This window comes from Collimonas sp. PA-H2 (genome assembly GCF_002564105.1).
GTDB lineage: Bacteria > Pseudomonadota > Gammaproteobacteria > Burkholderiales > Burkholderiaceae_D > Collimonas.
The window spans coordinates 2,492,987-2,510,996 of the sequence record NZ_PDBX01000001.1; the positions used below are offsets into that span (position 1 = coordinate 2,492,987).

The following is an 18,010-nucleotide window of genomic DNA, read 5'->3' on the forward strand; positions in this document are numbered from 1 at the left end:
TGACTAGAGATAATGGAAACGCGACATGACTTGCTCTTTTGCCTTACCGCGTAGTTACCGTTCTCGCTGGATCGCGATGGCAGTTGCGGCCAGCTTCGTTCTTGGCAGCGCGCCGGCGGCAGCCGAGGCCGTCAGCAATATCGCTGCATATCCGGCCCCGCCCTCCGAGTTGTATCCGCAGCTGTTCGCCGCGGTGCAGATGGGCCAGCTCTTCAAGGATGGAAAAACCTTTGTCGACGCCTTGCCGAAAAGCCGGCCTGCCGCCATCGAGGCGGAATACAAACGAATCAAGGATAGCCCCGGTTTCACGCTGGCCGATTTTATCCGGCAGCATTTCGATCTGCCTGAAGACAATCCGGATGCCTACGTCAGCGACCGCTCCCAATCGCTGCAGCAGCATATAGCCGGCCTATGGCCGCACCTGACCCAGCAGCCTGGGAAGCCAAAGGCGGCCTCTTCGCTGCTGCCTTTGCCGCAACCCTATGTGGTTCCGGGCGGGCGCTTCCGCGAGGTGTATTACTGGGATTCCTATTTCACCATGCTGGGGCTGCTGCAAAACGGCAAACCGCAGCTGATACGCGCGATGGTGGATAATTTCGCCAGTCTGATCGGCCGCTACGGCCATGTCCCGAACGGCAACCGCAGCTATTACCTGAGCCGTTCGCAGCCGCCGTTCTATTTCAAGATGGTCGGCCTGCTGTCGACCCAGGACGAAGCCGCCGCCTATGCGCGTTACCTGCCGCAGCTGCGGCGCGAGTACGGTTTCTGGATGGATGGCGAACGTGGCCTCAAGCCCGGCACGGCATACCGGCGAGTAGTGGCGCTGGCCGACGGCAGTGTGCTGAACCGCTACTACGACGACCGCGCCGTGCCGCGCGACGAATCGTATACCGAGGACGTCGAACTTGCCCGCAACAGCCGCCGCCAGGCTGCCGAGATTTACCGCGATGTGCGCGCCGGCGCTGAAAGCGGCTGGGATTTCAGCAGCCGCTGGTTCGCCGACGGCAAGACGCTGGCCACTATCGAGACCACCGCCATCCTGCCGGTCGACCTGAACAGTTTGCTGTACGGCCTGGAAAATGCGATCCGTCTCGGCTGCGAGCGGGTGCGCGACCTTGCCTGCAGCAGCGATTTCAGCCAGCGCGCGGAACGCCGTCTCGTGGCCGTGCAAAAGTACATGTGGGATGAGGCCGGCGGGCATTATGTCGACTACCAATGGCGCAAGCGGCAATCGACCGCGCGCCCTGGCGCCGCTACTTTCTACCCTTTGTTCACCGGCATCGCCGAACCCGCGCAGGCAACGCGCGTAGCACAGTGGGCTGGCAAGGAATTGCTGAAACCGTATGGCATCGTCACGACGCCGCTCGGCAGCGGCCAGCAATGGGATGCGCCCAACGGCTGGGCGCCGCTGCAATGGATCGCGGTGGACGGCTTGAACCGTTACGGCTTGCACACCCTGGCGCGCGACATCGCCACGCGCTGGATGAGCAAGGTGCAGCAGGTCTACGCCGGCAGCGGCAAGCTGGTGGAGAAATACGATGTGGCCGGCAGCGCTGCCGAAGCCGGCGGCGGCGAATACGCCTTGCAGGATGGCTTCGGCTGGACCAACGGCGTGGCGATGCAGCTGATGACCTTGTATCCTGAACTGAACCGTCCCTAAGAGACGGTTCGTCAAGGTTCAGGCAGCTTGCTTGTCATTGCGTTCGGCCAGCCACCAGACGGCCAGGCCGGCTGCGCTTAATCCCGCGCCCGTCATCGATACGCCCAACCAGCCGGAGTGGCCGTACATCGCGGTCGACAGCAGCGAACCGCAGGCGCCGCCGATGAAGTAGCAGGTCATGTAGCCGGCGGTCAGGCGGTTGCGGGAATCGGGATGCAGATGATTGATCACGCTCAGGTTGGTGACGTGGATCGCCTGCACCATCAGGTCCAGCAGCAGGATGCCGAACAGCAGTCCGATCAGCGAGCTCTTGGCGAACACCAGCGGCAGCCAGGACAGCAGCAGCAGCGCCAGTCCGATGGTGGTGGAACGGCCGGCATGGCCGCGGTCGGCCAGTCGTCCGGCATGCGAGGCGGCCATGGCGCCGGCGGCGCCGACCAGGCCGAACAAGCCGATGGTGCCGTCGGAATAGTGGAAAGGTTCGGCCGCCAGCAGGAAGGAAATCGAGGTCCACAGCACGCTGAAGACGGCGAAGATGATCGCTCCCAGCAAGGCGCGTATGCGCAGCACCGGCTCTGCCACGAACAAGGTCAGGATCGACGCCAGCAGGCGCGGATAGCTCAGGCTCTGGGTCGGATGATGGCGCGGCAGCGCGCGCGCCAGCACGATCGCGGTGACGGTCATCAGAGCGGCGCCGAACCAGTACACGGTTTGCCAGCCGCCCCAGGCCGACAGATAGCCGGCCACGGTGCGCGCCAGCAGGATGCCCAGCAGCAGGCCGGTCATTACATGGCCTACCACCTTGCCGCGTTCATGCGGCGCCGCCAGGGTCGCGGCAAACGGCACCAGCACCTGCGACACTACCGAGAACAAGCCGGTCAGGGCGGTGCCGATGAGGACGAACACCAGGCTTTGCGCGGTGGCCGTGATCAGCAGGCCGCAGGCCGACAGCAGGCTCATGATGACGATCAGTTTCTTGCGTTCCAGCATATCGGCCAGCGGCACCAGCAGCATCAGGCCGAGCGCATAGCCGAGCTGGGCCACGGTGACGATCAGGCCGGCGCTGCCGTTGGAAATGCCGAAACGGGCGGCGATGGTGTGCAGCAGCGGCTGCGCGTAATAGTTGCTGGCCACCGCGACACCGGTGGCGACCGACATCATGATCACCAGGCTGGCGCTGAGTTTGGTGGATTGGGCTTGTGACATGTTTGAACAGCCTTAAAAATTGCAAGCCGACACTGTAGCCCTTATCGGCATCGGCTGCTGCGCTGCAATGATTTCTGCCCTCAGCGCAGCGCCTTGTTGGCGCGCAGGCTCTCCACCAGCAGATCGACGAAGCGCCTGACCTTGGCCGAGGCCAGCCGCCCTTCGCGGTGCAGCACGTGGATAGGCACGCAGGCCGGCTGGTGCTCGGCCAGCACGATCTGCAGCTGGCCGGAATCGAGATAGGGTGCGATCTGGTAGGACAGCAGGCGCGTCACGCCGAAGCCGCGCAAGGCCGCTTCGATGGCGGCGTCGTTGCTGCTGACCGTCATGCGCGGCTGGATTTTCACGCTGCTGAGCTTGCCGCCGGCGCTTTTGTGCTTGCTCATGAAGCGCCATTCGCTGTCGGCGGCGACGCCGGTCGAAGCGATCACCGCATGCCCGGCCAATTCCTCAGGCGTGGCCGGCGCGCCATGCGCCGCCAGATAGGCCGGCGCCGCGCATACTACCCGGCTGACCTGTCCGACCTGGATTGCTTTCATGCTCGAGTCGGCCAGTTCGCCGATGCGGATGCCGACGTCTATGCCTTCTTCCAGCAGGTTGACCACGCGGTCGACGAACAAGGCCGACACCGCCATCGCCGGAAAGCGCTGCAGGTAGTCGACCATAGTCGGCATCACGAACATGCGTCCGAACAGCACCGGCGCTGTCACCGTCAGCTGGCCGCGCGGCTCGGCATTGACGCCGGCCGCAGCCTCATCGGCTTCGTCGGCTTCAGCCATGATGCGGCGCGCGTCTTCCAGGTAACGCAGGCCGGCATCGGTGCTGCGCACGTAGCGCGTGGTGCGGTTCAGCAGCTTGACCCCGAGCCGTTCTTCCAGCGCCGATACGGCGCGGGTGACGGCCGGCGGCGACATCTGCAGGCGGCGCGCCGCGGCGGCGAAGCTCTGTTCCTCCGCTACCGCCACGAATACGCTCATCAGATGAAACCGGTCCATGCTTGAATTCCATTTAAAGGAAGAATGAATTGTATTCTATGATTATTCTTTAATTCAGTGGAATTTTGTAAAGTGTGGCAACAGCCTTTTTTCCACCGTTCCAGGAGTACTGCCATGAGTCAAGCCAGCGAAGCCCGTCCGCCATTTCCTCCATTCACCCGTGAAACCGCGATCCAGAAAGTGAGGATGGCGGAAGACGGCTGGAACAGCCGCGATCCGCAGCGTGTGTCGCTGGCGTATACCGTCGACACCATCTGGCGCAACCGTTCCGAATTTCCCCAGGGGCGCGAGCAGATCGTGCAATTCCTGGCCCGCAAGTGGGAGCGCGAGCTGGATTACCGCCTGATCAAGGAACTCTGGGCGTTCGACGGCAACCGGATTGCGGTGCGCTTTGCCTATGAATGCCACGATGCCGCCGGCAACTGGTTCCGCTCTTACGGCAACGAGAATTGGGAGTTCGATGAACACGGCCTGATGCACCGGCGCTATGCCAGCATCAACGACCTGCCGATCAAGGAATCGGAGCGCAAGTACCACTGGCCCCTGGGGCGCCGTCCGGACGACCATCCGGGCCTGAGCGAGCTTGGCTTGTAAGATGACGGGCGGGTGCGCTCATTGCGTAACCCGCTAGTGCGACCTTCTGAATTCCCGGTAGATCAGGGAGAGCGCGATCGGCAGCGTGGTCGCGTTGCCGAAATTGACCAGGTCGTCGGTGCGCGGATAAGCCGTGGGGTAGGCGCGCAGCGTGTTGAGGTGGCTCAGGTCGAAGTTGCCGGACTGTTCCATGGCGCGCATCGCTTCGCTTTCAATCCGGTGCATCAGCGACCAGGTCAAGTCCGCCCCGGCGCTGCGATGAACGAGCACGATGCGGGCGATGGTCGCTTTCAATCCTTCAGTAATGGCGTCAAGTTCCGATCTTCCGACCACCTGCATAAGATTCCCTCTGCACAAAATTAACTGTATATACGTACAGTATAATTCAAAACAAGAAGACGCTTATTGTGTAAATACACATTTCCAATGAATATTTGGATGTGCATGAAATATTATGTACACACGTGTATTTACATTTCCTCGGGAGGCGTCTAATATGTACTTACCGTACTTTCCTCAAGCACCGTTTGACATGCACACCACCAAGGTCTTCAAGAACGGCAATTCCCAGGCGATCCGGATTCCGGCCGAGCTGGCCTATGCGCGCACCGATATCGAGTTTCAGATCGAGCGGGTCGGCGACGAATTGCGGATCCGTCCGGCAGGCCGTCCCCTGGCCGGCGTGCTCAAGAAGTTTTCCAGTTTCGGCGCCGATTTCATGGCAGCCGGCCGCGGCGAGCAAGAACAGGAAGAGCGCGAGGTCCTCTGATGGCGCGCTACATGCTCGACACCAATATGTGTATCTACCTGATGAAAAACCAGCCGCGGCAAGTGGCTGAGCGCTTTGCCGCGTGTTTTGTGGGCGATGTCGTGATGTCGGCGATTACTTTCGCCGAACTGGAATATGGCGTCGCGGCGTCGGCGAATCCCGTCCGCGAACGGCAACACCTGGCGGCGCTGGCAGAGGACATTCCGGTAGCGCCCTTCGACTGCGCCGCGGCCAGCGCCTACGGCCCGATCCGGGAGGCGACGCGCGAGCGCAGGAAAGACCATCTCGACAAACTGATCGCAGCGCATGCGGTATCGCTGGATGTGGTGCTGGTGACCAATAACGAACGGGATTTCGCCGTCTATCCGGGCGTGAAAATCGAGAACTGGATCGCGTCCGGCGCCGGCTGAGAGGGCTGGATGGCGCAGCATCGAAAATATCCCTGCGCCGAAAAAAACCGTCCGGCATACAATAGCTTCCTCACCATTAGCCAGGATGCTATTCGCCATGTCAGACATTCACGCCGCCAATCCGCTGTTGCAAGACTGGAATACCCCTTACGGCTTGCCGCCTTTCGATCAGGTCAAGGCCGAACATTTCGTCCCCGCGTTTGAAATTGCATTGCCGGCCCACCTGGCCGAGATCGATGCCATCGCCGCACAAACGGCGGCTCCTAATTTTGCCAACACGCTGGCCGCTTTCGATCAGTCGGGCCGGCTCAACAGCCGCATCAGCCTGCTGTTCGAGAACCTGACCGCGAGCGAAACCTCGCCCGCCTTGCAGGCAGCCGAGATCGAACTGGCGCCCAGGCTGGCCGCGCACAAGAATGCCATTTACCTGCATGCCGGCCTGTTTGCCCGTATCGACGCCTTGTACGCCGAACGCGCCCGCCTGGACCTGGATCCGGTGCAGCTGCGTTTGCTGGAACGGGTGCACCTGGACTTTGTGCGCGCCGGCGCCAACCTGCCGCCGCAATCGCGCGCTCGCTACAGCGCAGTGACGGAAAGGCTGGCGGCGCTGAGCACGCAGTTTACGCAAAACGTCCTGGCCGATGAATCCGGCTTTGTGCTGGCGCTGGAAGACGAAGCGGCGCTGGCCGGACTGCCGCCGTTCCTGCGCGCTTCGGCGCAGGCGGCGGCGCAGCAGCGCGGCCTGCCGGAAGGCAGCCATGTAATGACCCTGTCGCCCTCGCTGGCCGAACCCTTCCTCACTTTCTCCGACCGCCGCGATTTGCGCGAAGCGGTCTGGCGCGGCCGCGTCGCCCGCGGCGCCCACGCCGGCAGCCATGACAATCGCCCGGTCGCCGCCGAGATCATGGCCTTGCGCCAGGAGCAGGCGCAACTGCACGGCTACGCCACCTATGCCGATTACCAGCTGATCGACCGCATGGCCGGCAAGCCGGAAGCGGTATCCGCCCTGCTGGGCAAGGTCTGGGAACCGGCCAAGGCCAAGGCGGAACAGGACCGTATCGCCCTGACCGAGATGGCGCGCAACCTGGGCCAGCCGACGCCGATCGCGGCCTGGGACTGGCGCTACCTGGCCGAGAAAGTGCGCCAGGCGCGCTACGACCTGGACGACGCCGAACTGAAACCCTACTTCGCGCTGGACAACATGATAGGCGCCATGTTCGACTGCGCTCATCGTCTGTTCGGAATCAGCTTTGTCGAGCAGCACGGCGTCGCCCTGCATCATGCGGACGCCCGCCTGTGGCAAGTGCGCAATCGCGAAGATGTCCTGATCGGACTCTTCATCGGCGACAACTTCGCCCGCGCCAGCAAGCGCAGCGGCGCCTGGATGCATGTCTTCCGCAACCAGTCCGGCCATGACGGCGGCACCCTGCCGATCGTCATCAACAATAACAATTTCGCCAAGGCCGCCAAGGGCGAGAGCGCGTTGCTGAGTTTCGACGACGTGCGCACCCTGTTCCACGAATTCGGCCACGGCTTGCACGGCCTGCTGTCGCAGGTGAAGTACGAACGCCTGGCCGGCACCCAGGTATTGCAGGATTACGTCGAGCTGCCGTCGCAGATCTTCGAGAACTGGGCAGAAGAGGAAGTGGTGCTCAAGCAGCATGCGCGGCACTATCAGACTGGCGCGGCGATCCCGTCAGCGCTGCTGGAAAAGCTCAAGCGCGCGCGCCAGTTCGACCAGGCCTGGGCCACCATCATGTATGCCGGCCCGGCGCTGATCGACATGGCGCTGCATTCGCTGCCGAACGGCAGCGCGGTCGACATGGCGGCTTTTGAAGCGCAGCAATGCGAACTGCTGGGCATCCCGCAGGACATCGGCCAGCGCCACTACCTGAGCCATTTCCAGCATCTGTTCGCCGGTTCCGACTACGCCGCGGGCTACTACGTCTACATGTGGGCCGAAGTGCTGGATGCCGACGCCTACGATGCTTTCACCGAAGCGGGCGATCCGTTCCAGCCGGCGATTGCCGAGCGCTTGCAAAAGCATATCTACAGCTCCGGCAACAAACAGGATCCGGCGCTGGCGTTCCGCGCCTTCCGCGGCCGCGATCCGAAGGTCGAGCCGATGCTGGCGAAGCGCGGATTGATCTAGCCGAGTAAGCCCTGAATCCTGAGCGCCGGCAAGACCAGGCGCTCAGGGTTGAACCACAACCGCTTATTTTTTCTCGCCAAATGGCGAGACGAATATCGATGCGCCGGAAACGGCATTGCCATCCAAGGCGTCATTCAGAATTTTCGCCAGACGCACGCCGGCACGGCTCAGCTGCAAGGCAACCACGCTGGTGGCGTTGCTGACATAGCTGGCCGGCAGCTTGTACTTGCCGGTGGATCCAGGCGTCGGCAGCTTGCCGTATGCGTCGGTGCGGGCCAGGTCGAAGGCTTCCAGCGACCAGTCGCGCGGCGTCTGCTGCTGCCATTGCGCGATCTGGGCCTTGCTGATCTTGGCGATCAATGCCGACGCCACCTTGTTCTGGTCGGTGCCCAGCTTGTTCACGAATGCCGTATCCCAGTAAGCGTGCAGCTTGCCGGCGGCGATGCCGGTGGCGGACACCGTTTCGTCGTTGCCGCCGCGGTCGTGGGAGTCGCTGGAGTGCAGCGGCTGGTGCATGTCGCCGACGAAGTGCAGCAGGAACTGCAGCGCCAGCAAGCGTTCGGCAGGATCGGTGTTCGGATCACGCAATTCGAGCGCGAACTGATCGACCTTGTCGACCACGCAATCCTGCGCCACGCCGCCCGATGCCGGGGTATTGGCGGGCAGGCTCGGATGGCCGAAGCAGGCGGCGTCGATGTCGCCGTCGCTGATCTCGGTATCGACAAAATGCCAGGCGGCGGTTTCGCGATGTGAATTGCGGTACTTGTCGGCCCAAGTCGCTTCCGAGGCGATGTCGCCGGCGGTCAGGCCGCTGCTGTCGTTGGCCAGGATGGCGTCGACCTGCGAGCGGACGTTGTCGGTCAGGTAGTTGTTGGCAATCAGGCCGACCACCATATGTCCTTCATCACCCCAGGCCAGTGCGCTTTGGCTGGCCAGCATCAAAGGCGCGGCGCATGCCACGCTGCCGATAAAGGTGAGGAACAGCTGACGATTCAGTTTCATGGAGACTCCATTCAGGAAGGGAAAGATAAGAAAGTTTCTTTGTTGCACTATTTGCCGCCCGAATATATGCCGCATTTATGACCGCAGCATGTCATTTGTAGCGCTACCTGCCAGTACTGACAGGTGGCTAGTCACTAGGGCTGAATGAATTCCGCTCATGCAAACTTGAGAGTTTGTCGCTTGACGCAGCTGGCCGTAAGCAAGAGACTGAACGATTAGCGCCGCGGTCCGAGTGTTACCTCCAGCCGGCGCACTTCTTCAGGTACTCCCTCATGACCCAACGCCAGAAGCTCGTCCTGCCGGGCGGCCACAATAAACTGCTATTGCATTCTTGCTGCGCGCCTTGCTCGGGCGAGGTGATGGAAGCCTTGCTGGCCAGCGAAATCGATTTTTCCATCTATTTCTACAATCCGAACATCCATCCGCAGCGCGAATACGAACTGCGCAAGAATGAAAACATCCGTTTCGCCGAACAGCACGGCGTCCCCTTCGTCGATGCCGACTACGATCTGGACAACTGGTTTGCCCGCGCCCAAGGCATGGAAAACGAGCCGGAACGCGGCAAGCGCTGCACCATGTGTTTCGACATGCGCTTTGAACGCAGCGCGCTGTACGCGCATGAGCACGGCTTTCCGGTGATCAGCAGTTCGCTGGGAATTTCACGCTGGAAGAACATGGAGCAGATCAACGATTGCGGCGCCCGCGCGGCGGCGCATTATCCCGGCATCACTTACTGGGATTACAACTGGCGCAAGCAGGGAGGCTCGGCGCGCATGATCGAAATCTCCAAGCGCGAGAATTTCTACCAGCAGGAATATTGCGGCTGCGTCTACTCGCTACGCGACAGCAACCGCTGGCGCAAGGACCAGGGGCGCGAACGCATCAAGATTTGCGAGAAGTATTACGGCCAGCCGGAAGAACAGAAATGACGACCAAGCACACCGCCCGCCATTGGCTTGCCGCCGGTAGCGATGACAAGCTGGTCCAGCCGCAGGCCAGCGCCGAACTGCTGGCCAGCATGGAAAAGCAGCTGGCCGAATTCATGCGCAGCGTGGCGCAGGATGAAGAAGCCTCGCCGCCGCATCTGATGAGCGGACACCATGGCTGCCCGTGCTGCAGCGAGCGCGGCGAATAAAGCTCTCGCGGTAATTTGCTCAACCCCGGGTTTGGATTGCATGATTCTATGGTCAGCTAGGCCAGCGGAAATCTGACCTCCACCAGCAAGCCTTGTTCGTCGCCGGCCGCATGCAGCTGGATCTGGCCGCCGTGCTGGAGCACCACGGACCTGGCGATCGCCAACCCCAGCCCGCTGCCGCTCTGGGTCTGGTCGGGATTGCGGAAAAAGCGGTCGAATACGCGCTCGCGCAGAGCCGGTGCGATTCCTGGCCCCTGATCCGCCACGCTGAATACTACCTCGTCCCGGTCACGGTGCAAGCCGACCGTCACGATGCCGCCCGGCGGACTGTATTTGATGGCGTTGTCGACCAGATTGTCGATCAGCGACACCAGGCTTTCACGATGTCCCAGGATGAAGAACTCGCCTTCCGACGCTAGTTCCAGTTCGATGTGCCGCACCATGGCCAGCGCCGACAGGATCGCTAGCCGGTCCTGCACCAGCGTATCCATCGCCAGCCGGTCCAGCGCGACGCTGGCGGTAGCGTCGCTGCGCACCAGCAGCAGCAACTGGCTGACCAGGCGGGTGGCGCGGTTGCTGCTGCTCAGTATACCGGCCAGGAGCTGCTGTTGCTGGCTGTCGCCGGCCTGGCTTTGCAGCGCTTCCGCGTTGACGCGCATGGCGGCCAGCGGCGTGCGCAGCTCATGGGCGGCGTCGGCGATGAAGTTGCGTTCGCGCGCCACGCTTTCGCTGATGCGCAACAGCAGGCCGTTGATGCGGTCGACCATCGAACTCAGCTCCAGATGCTTGGGCTTGAAGCCCAAAGGCGCCAGGTTGTGCGGGCCGCGGGCGGCCACCTCGCGCGCAATCCGGCTCCAGGGCCGCAGCGCCACGCGGATCGACAGCCACGCCGGCAGCAGCAGGAACGGCAGGCTGATCAGCAAGGGCAGAGAATAATAGCCGCGCGAATTCATGTCGACCAGCATGTCTATGGCGTCTGCCGGCACGATGATGGTGACGCGCGTATCCGAGTGCGGCGACTGCAAAGTACGGGCGCGCCAGCGCACGCCGTTGGCGTAGATGGTTTCCGCATCGTCGAGGCGGCTGTTATGAATCCCGCCCGGGATGTCCTCGGACTGGTAGATCAGCCGCTCTCCTTGCCGCACCCGGATGCTGGGCGACAGTTTCGGCGTATCGCCGCCGATGCCGTAGCCTTCGCGCACCGCCAGGTCGATCATGTGCAACACCTTGAACTGGCGCTCCGGATTATCCGCCAGGTTTTCGGCGACGCCGAAGATGGCCTCGTAGGTGCGGTCCAGGTTGATCGGGCCGGGCGCCCGGCTGGTCTCGAATATGGCGTAGCCGATGAACAGGCTCCACAGCACTGTCAGCAGCAGCATCTGGGCCAGCAGCAGGCGCCGCACCAGGGTCGGCCGCAGCAGCCAGCTCCACCAGTGCAGCATCATTTGCGGATGCTGCGGGCCGGCGCCTGCAGGTCTATCACAAAGCCGACGCCGCGCACGGTGCGGATATAGCCGTCGCCTATCTTGCGGCGCAGATTAGCCATGTGCACGTCCAGGGTATTGCTGGCGTTGCCCTGGCCGCCGGGCAGCGCCAGTTCCTCCAGGATGCGGCGCGTCACCACGCGGTCGGCGCGGATCAGCAGGGTGCTGAGCAAGGCGTATTCGCTGGCGGTCAGTTCCACCGGCCGCTCCTGCACGGTGACGCGGCGGGTCGGCGCATGCAGCGACAGGCCGCGCAAATCCAGGGTTTCGCCGTCGAAGCCGTAGCTGCGCCGGGCCAGGGCGCGCACCCGCGATAGCAGCTCGACCAGCACAAATGGCTTGACCAGGTAATCGTCGGCGCCGGTGTCGAGGCCCAGCAAGCGGTCGTTGATGGCGTCGCGGGCGCTCAGGATAATCACCGGCAGGGCGTTCTTTTCGCGCCGCAGGCGCGTCAGCAGGCTCAGGCCGTCGCCGTCCGGCAGGCCGAGATCCAGCAGCACCAGGTCGCAGGTGTCGGATTCCAGGGCGCGCACCGCATCCGCCAGCTGGCGCACCCAGACCACGTCCATGCCCTGGTCGGAGAGGGCGATGCGCACGCCGTTGCCCAGGTCCAGGTCATCTTCAATCAGCAATATTTTCATAGCTTGGTATTTAAGCACCTTAACGTGAAGAAAAGCTGAAGAGCCCGCGTCTTCAGGAAACGTTCATGAATGACTCATGTTTTCTTCATTTCGTTCAAGGATACTGCTGGTTTGACCATTCTCATATGGCTGAGAAGTGCGCCATATCAATTTGACCAGAAAGTCGATCATGAAAAAACGCTATATCCGACCAGCCCGGTCCCGCAATACCTACGTCATTACCAATACCCTGCTGTCCATCGGCGTGCTGCTGGCGTTGCTGGTTGTGGTCTTGCTGGCGGCTAAAAACGCCCATGCGGATGAAGTCAAGGCCGGCGCCAATGACAAGTTTTCGCCGGCGGCGGCAGCAAATGCATGCAGGCCTGTTACGCTGTCACCCGCCAGCGGCTTCAGAGCTCCCGCCAGCGGACTGGCCAGCCGAAGCGCGCCTTGTGCGCAGCCGCGTCGGCTGCATCTCTTTCGCTGAGGGAAGGAAATGCGGTTTCAAACAGATGTTTATCGATCTTAAGACCCGCTAAACCAGTTATATCCCTGGTCTTCCCAATAGCCGCCGGGATTTTCATTGGTGACGAAGATCGCCGCGATGTGCTTGGGATTCTTGAAGCCGAGCTTGGTCGGCACCCGCAGTTTCAGCGGATAGCCGTATTCGGTCGGTAGCGGCTCCTGGCCAAAGTCCAGCGCCAGTATGGTCTGCGGATGCAAGGCGGTTGCCATGTCGATGCTGGAGTAATAGCGGTCGGCGCATTTGAATCCGACATATTTTGCAGTCGTATCCGCGCCGATGTGGGCGAGAAAGGTACGGAACGGCACACCGCTCCACTGGCCGATGGCGCTCCAGCCTTCGATGCAGATATGGCGCGTGATCTGCGACGCCTGCGGCAACGCCCGCAGCTGCGCCAGGTTCCAACTGCGCTTGTCGCGCACCAGGCCGGAGACTTCCAGTTTATATGTGTCGCCATCGATTTCCGGCGCCGAGTCGGCGTCATAGAAAGCGTTGAACGGGAAGGGCTTGGTGATCATGCTGGCCGGATAGGTCGGCGCCAGGTGATTCGGGCGGAACAGCATGCTCTGCACGCGGTCGTTCCAGCGCGACATTGCCCACAATACCTTGTCGACCTGGTCGCCATCCTGCAGGTTGCAGCCGGACAGCAGTGACAGCGCGCCCAGCGACAGGCCGGAGCGCAGGAACAGGCGGCGCTGCAGCTGTACCAGTTCGGGCTGCAGTTCACTGTTTTTCGGTAATTTATCTTTCTTTCCGCTCATGCTTGCTGCTCCCGTTCCGGCAGATTCTTGCCGGAGTGGCGCGGCGCCCGTCCGCTCAACATCGGTAGCAGCGTGCTCGGCACGATCAGCACCAGCGCCAGATGCACCGCCACAAATGCCACGATGCCGGCCATCGCCGCAAAGTGCACGCGCCGCGCAATATCGTAGCCGCCGAACAGATCGGCCAAGCTATCCAGCTGCACCGGCTTCCAGATCGACAAGCCGGACGCCACCACCAGCACGCCGAGCAGCAGCACGGCGATGTACATCAGGCGTTGCACAGCGTTGTAGACGCCCGGCTGATGCGCCAGCTTGAAGGTCAGCGCATCTTTCACGTCGCGCAGCAGGTCGCGCGCCCGCAGCGGCAGGAAGTGGCGGCGGAAATGGCCGGCCAGCAGGCCGTAGCCAAGATAGACCAAGCCATTCACCACCAGCAGCCACATCGCCGCCAGGTGCCAGGCAATCGCTCCGCCCAGCCAGCCGCCAAGGGTGGCCCAGCGCGGGAAATCGAAGCCGAACAGCGGCGAGGCGTTATAGATCGCCCAGCCGCTCATCACCATGCAGACGATGGCGAAGGCGTTGATCCAGTGCGCCACCCGCACCAGCAGCGGATGAATGATGCGACGCGGTTTGTCAGCGGTAGTCATGGGCATGCCTTGTCAAGAAGAGATGCGGGCAGCCGCGCCGCCCGCAAAATCGCATTACAAAACCGCATTACATCGGCGGCACTACGCCGTTGACGCCAACCGTGGCGCGGCCGACGACATCGCTGCCATCGGCTGCCTTGCTGACAAAGAACACGCCATGCGCGCCAGGCACCAGCAGGCTGCGGTCACCCTTGTTGAGGCTGACGATAGGGACGTCGGCCGGCACCACGATTTTCTTTTCGCCATCCGGATACTTGACCGTGATGGTGCGGCCGCTGGTCACCACCACATCGCCCACGGTGCCGTTGGTCATGCTGCTTTTCTTGCCCAGGTCCCAGGCGTAATGGCCTTCGCCGACCTTCATGCCGGCCGGGAAGACGTGCACTTCCAGCGCCTTCAGGCTGCCGTCAGGCAGCGGCACGGCGGCGCTGCCGATGAAGCTGTCGGACTTGATGTCGGTAATCGCGGCATGGCTGACCGAGAACAGCATCAGGTCCGGCGCCAGTTTCAAGGTCAGCTTCTTGCCGGCTTTGGTGCTGACTTCAAGATTGTCAGCGTTCACTTTTTCAATCGTGGCGCGCACCCGGACCGGGGGCGCCGTGGCGGCGGTCTGGGCGATGGCGACGCTGCCATAGGCGAGCAAAGTCGATGCGGCCAAGGCAGGAACAAGCCGGCGCAAGAATTGTGCAGTTGTCATGGGATCAGTCTCGGTGGTTGCTGGGAAGCCCAGTCTAGGCGCGCCGGAGTGTCTTATCGGTGACATGTGAATGACAATATTGTCATTCTTCTCGACAAGCGAATTGATAGAATGGGGCCATCTAAATCAAGGACTCAGCATGGCTATCCTCGTCATCGAAGACGACCCGAAGACCGGCGCCTACCTCAAGAAAGGCCTGCGCGAATCAGGCTATGCGGTCGACCTGGTGCGCAACGGCAGCGATGGCTTGCACATGGCGCTGGAGAATTCCTATGACCTGGTGGTGCTGGACGTCATGCTGCCTGGCACCGACGGCTGGAAGATCATGGCTGCGATCCGCGCCCGCCGTGATCTGCCGGTCATCTTCCTGACCGCGCGCGACCACGTGAACGACCGTATACACGGGCTGGAACTGGGCGCCGACGATTACCTGGTCAAGCCGTTTTCGTTTACCGAACTGCTGCTGCGCATCCGCACCCTGCTGCGGCGCGGCGTGGTGCGCGAAGCGCATGAGCTGGATTTCTTCCAGGTGGCCGACCTGCAGCTCGACCTGCTGCGCCGCAAAGTCACGCGCCAGGGCATAGACATCGTTCTCACCAACAAGGAATTCCTGCTGCTGCACCTGCTGGTCAAGCGCCAGGATGAAGCCTTGTCGCGCACCGTCATCGCTTCCGAGGTGTGGGACATGAATTTCGACAGCGACACCAATGTGGTCGACGTCGCCATCAAGCGCCTGCGCGCCAAGATCGACAATCCTTTCGAACGCAAGCTGATCCATACGGTGCGCAGCATCGGCTACATGTTCTCGGAAAATCCATGACGCCCTGGCGCCACCTTTCGCTGACCGCGCGCGTCACTTTCCTGTTTGCGCTGGTCGCCTGCGCCATCGTCACCAGCCTCGGCATGTATCTGTATTCGTCGACGCGGCAGGCGCTGGAAACCCGCGCCGACTATTCACTGATCGGCAGGGTGGAACATTTCCGCACGCTGCTGCACGATCTCTACAACGTCAAGCAGATGGAAGACCGGCCGGCGCTGTTTGAAACCATGCTGGGCAGCGAACAGGATGTGCTGATGTTCGGCTATCCGGGCCAGGCGCCGTTCGTGCGCGTCAATCCCGATAACATGACGCCGCCGGCGATGAAGCCGGTCGGCCTTAATCAGCCGCTGACGCTGGCAGCACTGCAGGCGGGTGAGCGCGCCGACGGCGTACGCGTGCGCTGGATCTCGACCGAGGCCGAGGTAGGCAGCGACGGTACTAAGGTAGTGATTGTCGGCGCCCACGTGATGACGCAGGAATCGCATATTCTTTCCGCATACTACTGGCAGGTGATCGGCGCGGCCGCGGTATCGGTGCTGCTGGCGGCGCTGCTTGGCTTCCTGGTGCTGAAACGGGGCTTCCGTCCCTTGAACTCGATGGCCGAGCGCGCCGCCGAAGTCAGTCCCACCAATATTTCGATACGCTTGCGCGAAGAGGATGCGCCGCAAGAGTTGCGGCTGCTGGCCGCCTCCTTCAACGCCATGCTGGACCGGCTGTCCGACGGCTATGAGCACCTGTCGCAGTTTTCCGCCGACCTCGCGCACGAGATCCGCACGCCGATCGGCGCCCTGATGGGGCAGACCCAGGTGACGCTGAACAAAGTGCGCAACGCCGGCGAATACCAGCAGGTGCTGGAATCCAACCTGGAAGAACTGCAGCGCTTGAGCCGCATCGTGGAAAACATTCTGTTCCTGGCGCATGCCGACCACGCCGGCCTCGCCGTCGAGAAAACGCCGCTGGCGCTGGCCGATGAGCTGCACAAGATCGCCGAGTATTTCGAAGGCGTGGCGGAAGAACGCGATATCAAGCTGGTGGTCGAGGCCAGCGGCGAGCTGGATGCCAGCCCGGTGATGTGGCGCCGCGCCGTCAGCAACCTGGTAGTGAATGCGGTACGCTATGCGCTGCCGGGCAGCACCATACGTCTAAGCGGCAAGCCGCAGGCGCAAGGCATCTGCATTGAAGTGGAAAACCGGGGAGATCCGATCCCGCAAGAACAGCTGGACCGCTTGTTTGATCGCTTCTACCGCGGCGACAAGTCGCGCAGCGAGTTCACGGAATCGAACGGCCTGGGGTTGGCGATTGTACGCGCCATCATGCTGGTGCACGGCGGCAGCGCCGAGGTGACTTGTACGGCCGCCGGGGTGATCCGCTTCAGCCTGTATTTCCCGCAGCAGCTGCAGGAGCGTGTGCAAGATCAGAAGGCGCGAGCCTGAGACAGCGGCTCGCGCAGGTGTTGCAGAGGTGGATTGATTAACGCAAGCGCGCCATCTCCAGCGCCATGCTCAGCTTGCCGAAGCGGGCGGTGATGTCTTCAAAGGCTTTTTGCTTTTGCGCGGTGCTCAGTTTGGTGTCGTACATATTGTTGCGCAGCAGGCCGAACATGGTGAGGTCGGCGATCGGCTTCAGCTGGGCATCGGTGGAATGCTGGAAGCCCGACAGGTCGAGGATTTTCTGCAGCACGTCAGGCTGGCTGGCCGGATTCTTCGGCTTGCCGTAGGTGACGAAAAACTCTTCAATGCGGGCTTTGCTGGCGGCCGGCAAGTCCTTGCGGTACAGCAGCGGATCGTTAGGGATCAGCGGCGACGACCAGATTACGCGCAGTTTGCTGAACTGCTCCGGCGTTTCCTTTTGCAGACGGTCCAGCTCTTCGGTATTGTTGGTGGCGACATCGACCTGGCCGTTGATCACTGCTTGCAGGTTCTTCTTGTGATTGCCGACCACGATGGTCTTGAACAGCCGTTCCGGCTCCACCTTGTTCTTGGCGAAGGCGTAATAGGCCGGCACCAGGTAACCCGAAGTCGAACTCTTGTCGCCATCGTAGAAGCTGTACACGCCCTTGTTGCTCAGGATATCCTCGAACGATTTGATCGGGCTTTTAGCCGGTGTGATCAGCACTGAGTTGTAGCCGTGCGAACCGTCTTTCTTGACCATCTGCGCGAACACTGTCGACTGGTTGTCTTCCACCGCTTCCAGCGCGCTCTTGCTGCTCAGCCAGGCCACCTGGATGGTGTTCGTTTTCAGGCCGGCCAGGATGTCGCTGTAGTTGGTGGAAACCACCGTGCGCACTTCCATCTTGGTGTATTTGGCGAAGTCGTCGATCACCGGCTGCCAGCGCTTTTGCGTATCTTCGATGGTGGTGGTGGCGATCAGGCCGATGGTGATCTTGCGTGGGCCGTCATCGTCCTTGGCGATCGCGCGCGGCACGATGCAATACATGGCGATGGAGCTCAGCAGGAGCGCGGTTTTCAGTAATTTCTTCATTATTGCCTATCTGACTATTTCAAGGTGATGGAAAACATGGAGCACCGGCCGCAC

20 protein-coding genes are annotated in these 18,010 nt (G+C 61.9%); 10 read left to right on the forward strand and 10 right to left on the reverse strand.

What is annotated here, in order from left to right; translation table 11 throughout:
* Positions 1-76: 76 nt before the first annotated feature.
* Positions 77-1,660 (forward strand): alpha,alpha-trehalase TreF, encoded by a 1,584-nt coding sequence (gene treF / locus BCF11_RS11390; RefSeq protein ID WP_233212447.1) that lies wholly within the window; start codon positions 77-79, stop codon positions 1,658-1,660.
* 18 nt (positions 1,661-1,678) lie between these two features.
* On the opposite strand, the gene BCF11_RS11395 is transcribed toward treF, so the two are convergent.
* Positions 1,679-2,866, reverse strand: coding sequence for an MFS transporter (locus BCF11_RS11395; RefSeq protein ID WP_098494844.1), 1,188 nt, complete (start codon positions 2,864-2,866; stop codon positions 1,679-1,681).
* Positions 2,867-2,946: 80 nt separating this feature from the next.
* A complete protein-coding gene (locus BCF11_RS11400) occupies positions 2,947-3,861 on the reverse strand; it encodes a LysR family transcriptional regulator (RefSeq protein ID WP_098494845.1) in 915 nt (304 codons plus the stop codon).
* Between the two features lie 114 nt (positions 3,862-3,975).
* Here BCF11_RS11400 and BCF11_RS11405 point away from each other — a divergent pair, with 114 nt between their 5' ends.
* Positions 3,976-4,455, forward strand: a complete 480-nt coding sequence (locus tag BCF11_RS11405) for a nuclear transport factor 2 family protein (protein ID WP_098494846.1) — start codon at positions 3,976-3,978, stop codon at positions 4,453-4,455.
* A 33-nt stretch (positions 4,456-4,488) separates the two neighbouring features.
* Here the strand turns inward: BCF11_RS11405 and BCF11_RS11410 are convergent, their stop codons facing one another.
* Positions 4,489-4,788 carry a hypothetical protein gene (locus BCF11_RS11410; RefSeq protein WP_143751308.1) on the reverse strand — a complete coding sequence of 100 codons (300 nt, stop codon included), beginning with the start codon at positions 4,786-4,788 and terminating at the stop codon, positions 4,489-4,491.
* A 199-nt stretch (positions 4,789-4,987) separates the two neighbouring features.
* Between BCF11_RS11410 and BCF11_RS11415 the strand changes: the two genes are divergently transcribed.
* From BCF11_RS11415 to BCF11_RS11425, 3 genes are all read left to right on the forward strand, one after another.
* On the forward strand, positions 4,988-5,224 hold the full coding sequence (locus BCF11_RS11415) for an antitoxin (RefSeq protein ID WP_098494848.1): 237 nt from the start codon (positions 4,988-4,990) through the stop codon (positions 5,222-5,224).
* Positions 5,224-5,634, forward strand: coding sequence for a type II toxin-antitoxin system VapC family toxin (locus BCF11_RS11420; protein WP_098494849.1), 411 nt, complete (start codon positions 5,224-5,226; stop codon positions 5,632-5,634). The genes BCF11_RS11415 and BCF11_RS11420 overlap by 1 nt, the downstream gene beginning before the upstream one ends.
* 97 nt (positions 5,635-5,731) lie before the next feature.
* Positions 5,732-7,786, forward strand: coding sequence for a M3 family metallopeptidase (locus tag BCF11_RS11425; RefSeq protein WP_233212448.1), 2,055 nt, complete (start codon positions 5,732-5,734; stop codon positions 7,784-7,786).
* Between the two features lie 63 nt (positions 7,787-7,849).
* Here the strand turns inward: BCF11_RS11425 and BCF11_RS11430 are convergent, their stop codons facing one another.
* Positions 7,850-8,788, reverse strand: coding sequence for a S1/P1 nuclease (locus BCF11_RS11430; RefSeq protein ID WP_158229179.1), 939 nt, complete (start codon positions 8,786-8,788; stop codon positions 7,850-7,852).
* Between the two features lie 272 nt (positions 8,789-9,060).
* Between BCF11_RS11430 and BCF11_RS11435 the strand changes: the two genes are divergently transcribed.
* The gene (locus tag BCF11_RS11435) at positions 9,061-9,717 is read left to right on the forward strand and encodes an epoxyqueuosine reductase QueH (RefSeq protein WP_098494852.1); all 657 of its coding nucleotides are present in this window, start codon (positions 9,061-9,063) and stop codon (positions 9,715-9,717) included.
* Positions 9,714-9,923, forward strand: a complete 210-nt coding sequence (locus BCF11_RS11440) for a hypothetical protein (protein WP_098494853.1) — start codon at positions 9,714-9,716, stop codon at positions 9,921-9,923. Before BCF11_RS11435 ends, BCF11_RS11440 begins: the two co-directional genes overlap by 4 nt.
* 56 nt (positions 9,924-9,979) lie before the next feature.
* On the opposite strand, the gene BCF11_RS11445 is transcribed toward BCF11_RS11440, so the two are convergent.
* Positions 9,980-11,368: a HAMP domain-containing sensor histidine kinase gene (locus tag BCF11_RS11445; RefSeq protein WP_098494854.1), complete on the reverse strand. Its 1,389-nt coding sequence runs from the start codon at positions 11,366-11,368 to the stop codon at positions 9,980-9,982.
* A complete protein-coding gene (locus tag BCF11_RS11450; protein WP_098494855.1) occupies positions 11,365-12,048 on the reverse strand; it encodes a response regulator in 684 nt (227 codons plus the stop codon). The genes BCF11_RS11445 and BCF11_RS11450 overlap by 4 nt, the downstream gene beginning before the upstream one ends.
* 169 nt (positions 12,049-12,217) lie before the next feature.
* Here BCF11_RS11450 and BCF11_RS11455 point away from each other — a divergent pair, with 169 nt between their 5' ends.
* Positions 12,218-12,514, forward strand: coding sequence for a hypothetical protein (locus BCF11_RS11455; RefSeq protein ID WP_143751309.1), 297 nt, complete (start codon positions 12,218-12,220; stop codon positions 12,512-12,514).
* 38 nt (positions 12,515-12,552) lie between these two features.
* Here the strand turns inward: BCF11_RS11455 and BCF11_RS11460 are convergent, their stop codons facing one another.
* The 3 genes from BCF11_RS11460 to BCF11_RS11470 form a co-directional block, all read right to left on the reverse strand.
* The gene (locus tag BCF11_RS11460; protein ID WP_098494857.1) at positions 12,553-13,311 is read right to left on the reverse strand and encodes a molybdopterin-dependent oxidoreductase; all 759 of its coding nucleotides are present in this window, start codon (positions 13,309-13,311) and stop codon (positions 12,553-12,555) included.
* Positions 13,308-13,958 carry a cytochrome b/b6 domain-containing protein gene (locus BCF11_RS11465; RefSeq protein WP_098494858.1) on the reverse strand — a complete coding sequence of 217 codons (651 nt, stop codon included), beginning with the start codon at positions 13,956-13,958 and terminating at the stop codon, positions 13,308-13,310. The genes BCF11_RS11460 and BCF11_RS11465 overlap by 4 nt, the downstream gene beginning before the upstream one ends.
* Positions 13,959-14,025: 67 nt before the next feature.
* Positions 14,026-14,655 (reverse strand): hypothetical protein, encoded by a 630-nt coding sequence (locus BCF11_RS11470; protein WP_098494859.1) that lies wholly within the window; start codon positions 14,653-14,655, stop codon positions 14,026-14,028.
* A 139-nt stretch (positions 14,656-14,794) separates the two neighbouring features.
* On the opposite strand from BCF11_RS11470, the gene BCF11_RS11475 reads away from it, so the two are divergent.
* A complete protein-coding gene (locus BCF11_RS11475) occupies positions 14,795-15,475 on the forward strand; it encodes a heavy metal response regulator transcription factor (RefSeq protein ID WP_098494860.1) in 681 nt (226 codons plus the stop codon).
* Positions 15,472-16,908 carry a heavy metal sensor histidine kinase gene (locus BCF11_RS11480; RefSeq protein WP_098494861.1) on the forward strand — a complete coding sequence of 479 codons (1,437 nt, stop codon included), beginning with the start codon at positions 15,472-15,474 and terminating at the stop codon, positions 16,906-16,908. The genes BCF11_RS11475 and BCF11_RS11480 overlap by 4 nt, the downstream gene beginning before the upstream one ends.
* A 37-nt stretch (positions 16,909-16,945) precedes the next feature.
* Here BCF11_RS11480 and phnD read toward each other — a convergent pair whose 3' ends face one another.
* Positions 16,946-17,956: a phosphate/phosphite/phosphonate ABC transporter substrate-binding protein gene (gene phnD / locus BCF11_RS11485; protein ID WP_098494862.1), complete on the reverse strand. Its 1,011-nt coding sequence runs from the start codon at positions 17,954-17,956 to the stop codon at positions 16,946-16,948.
* Positions 17,957-18,010: the final 54 nt, after the last annotated feature.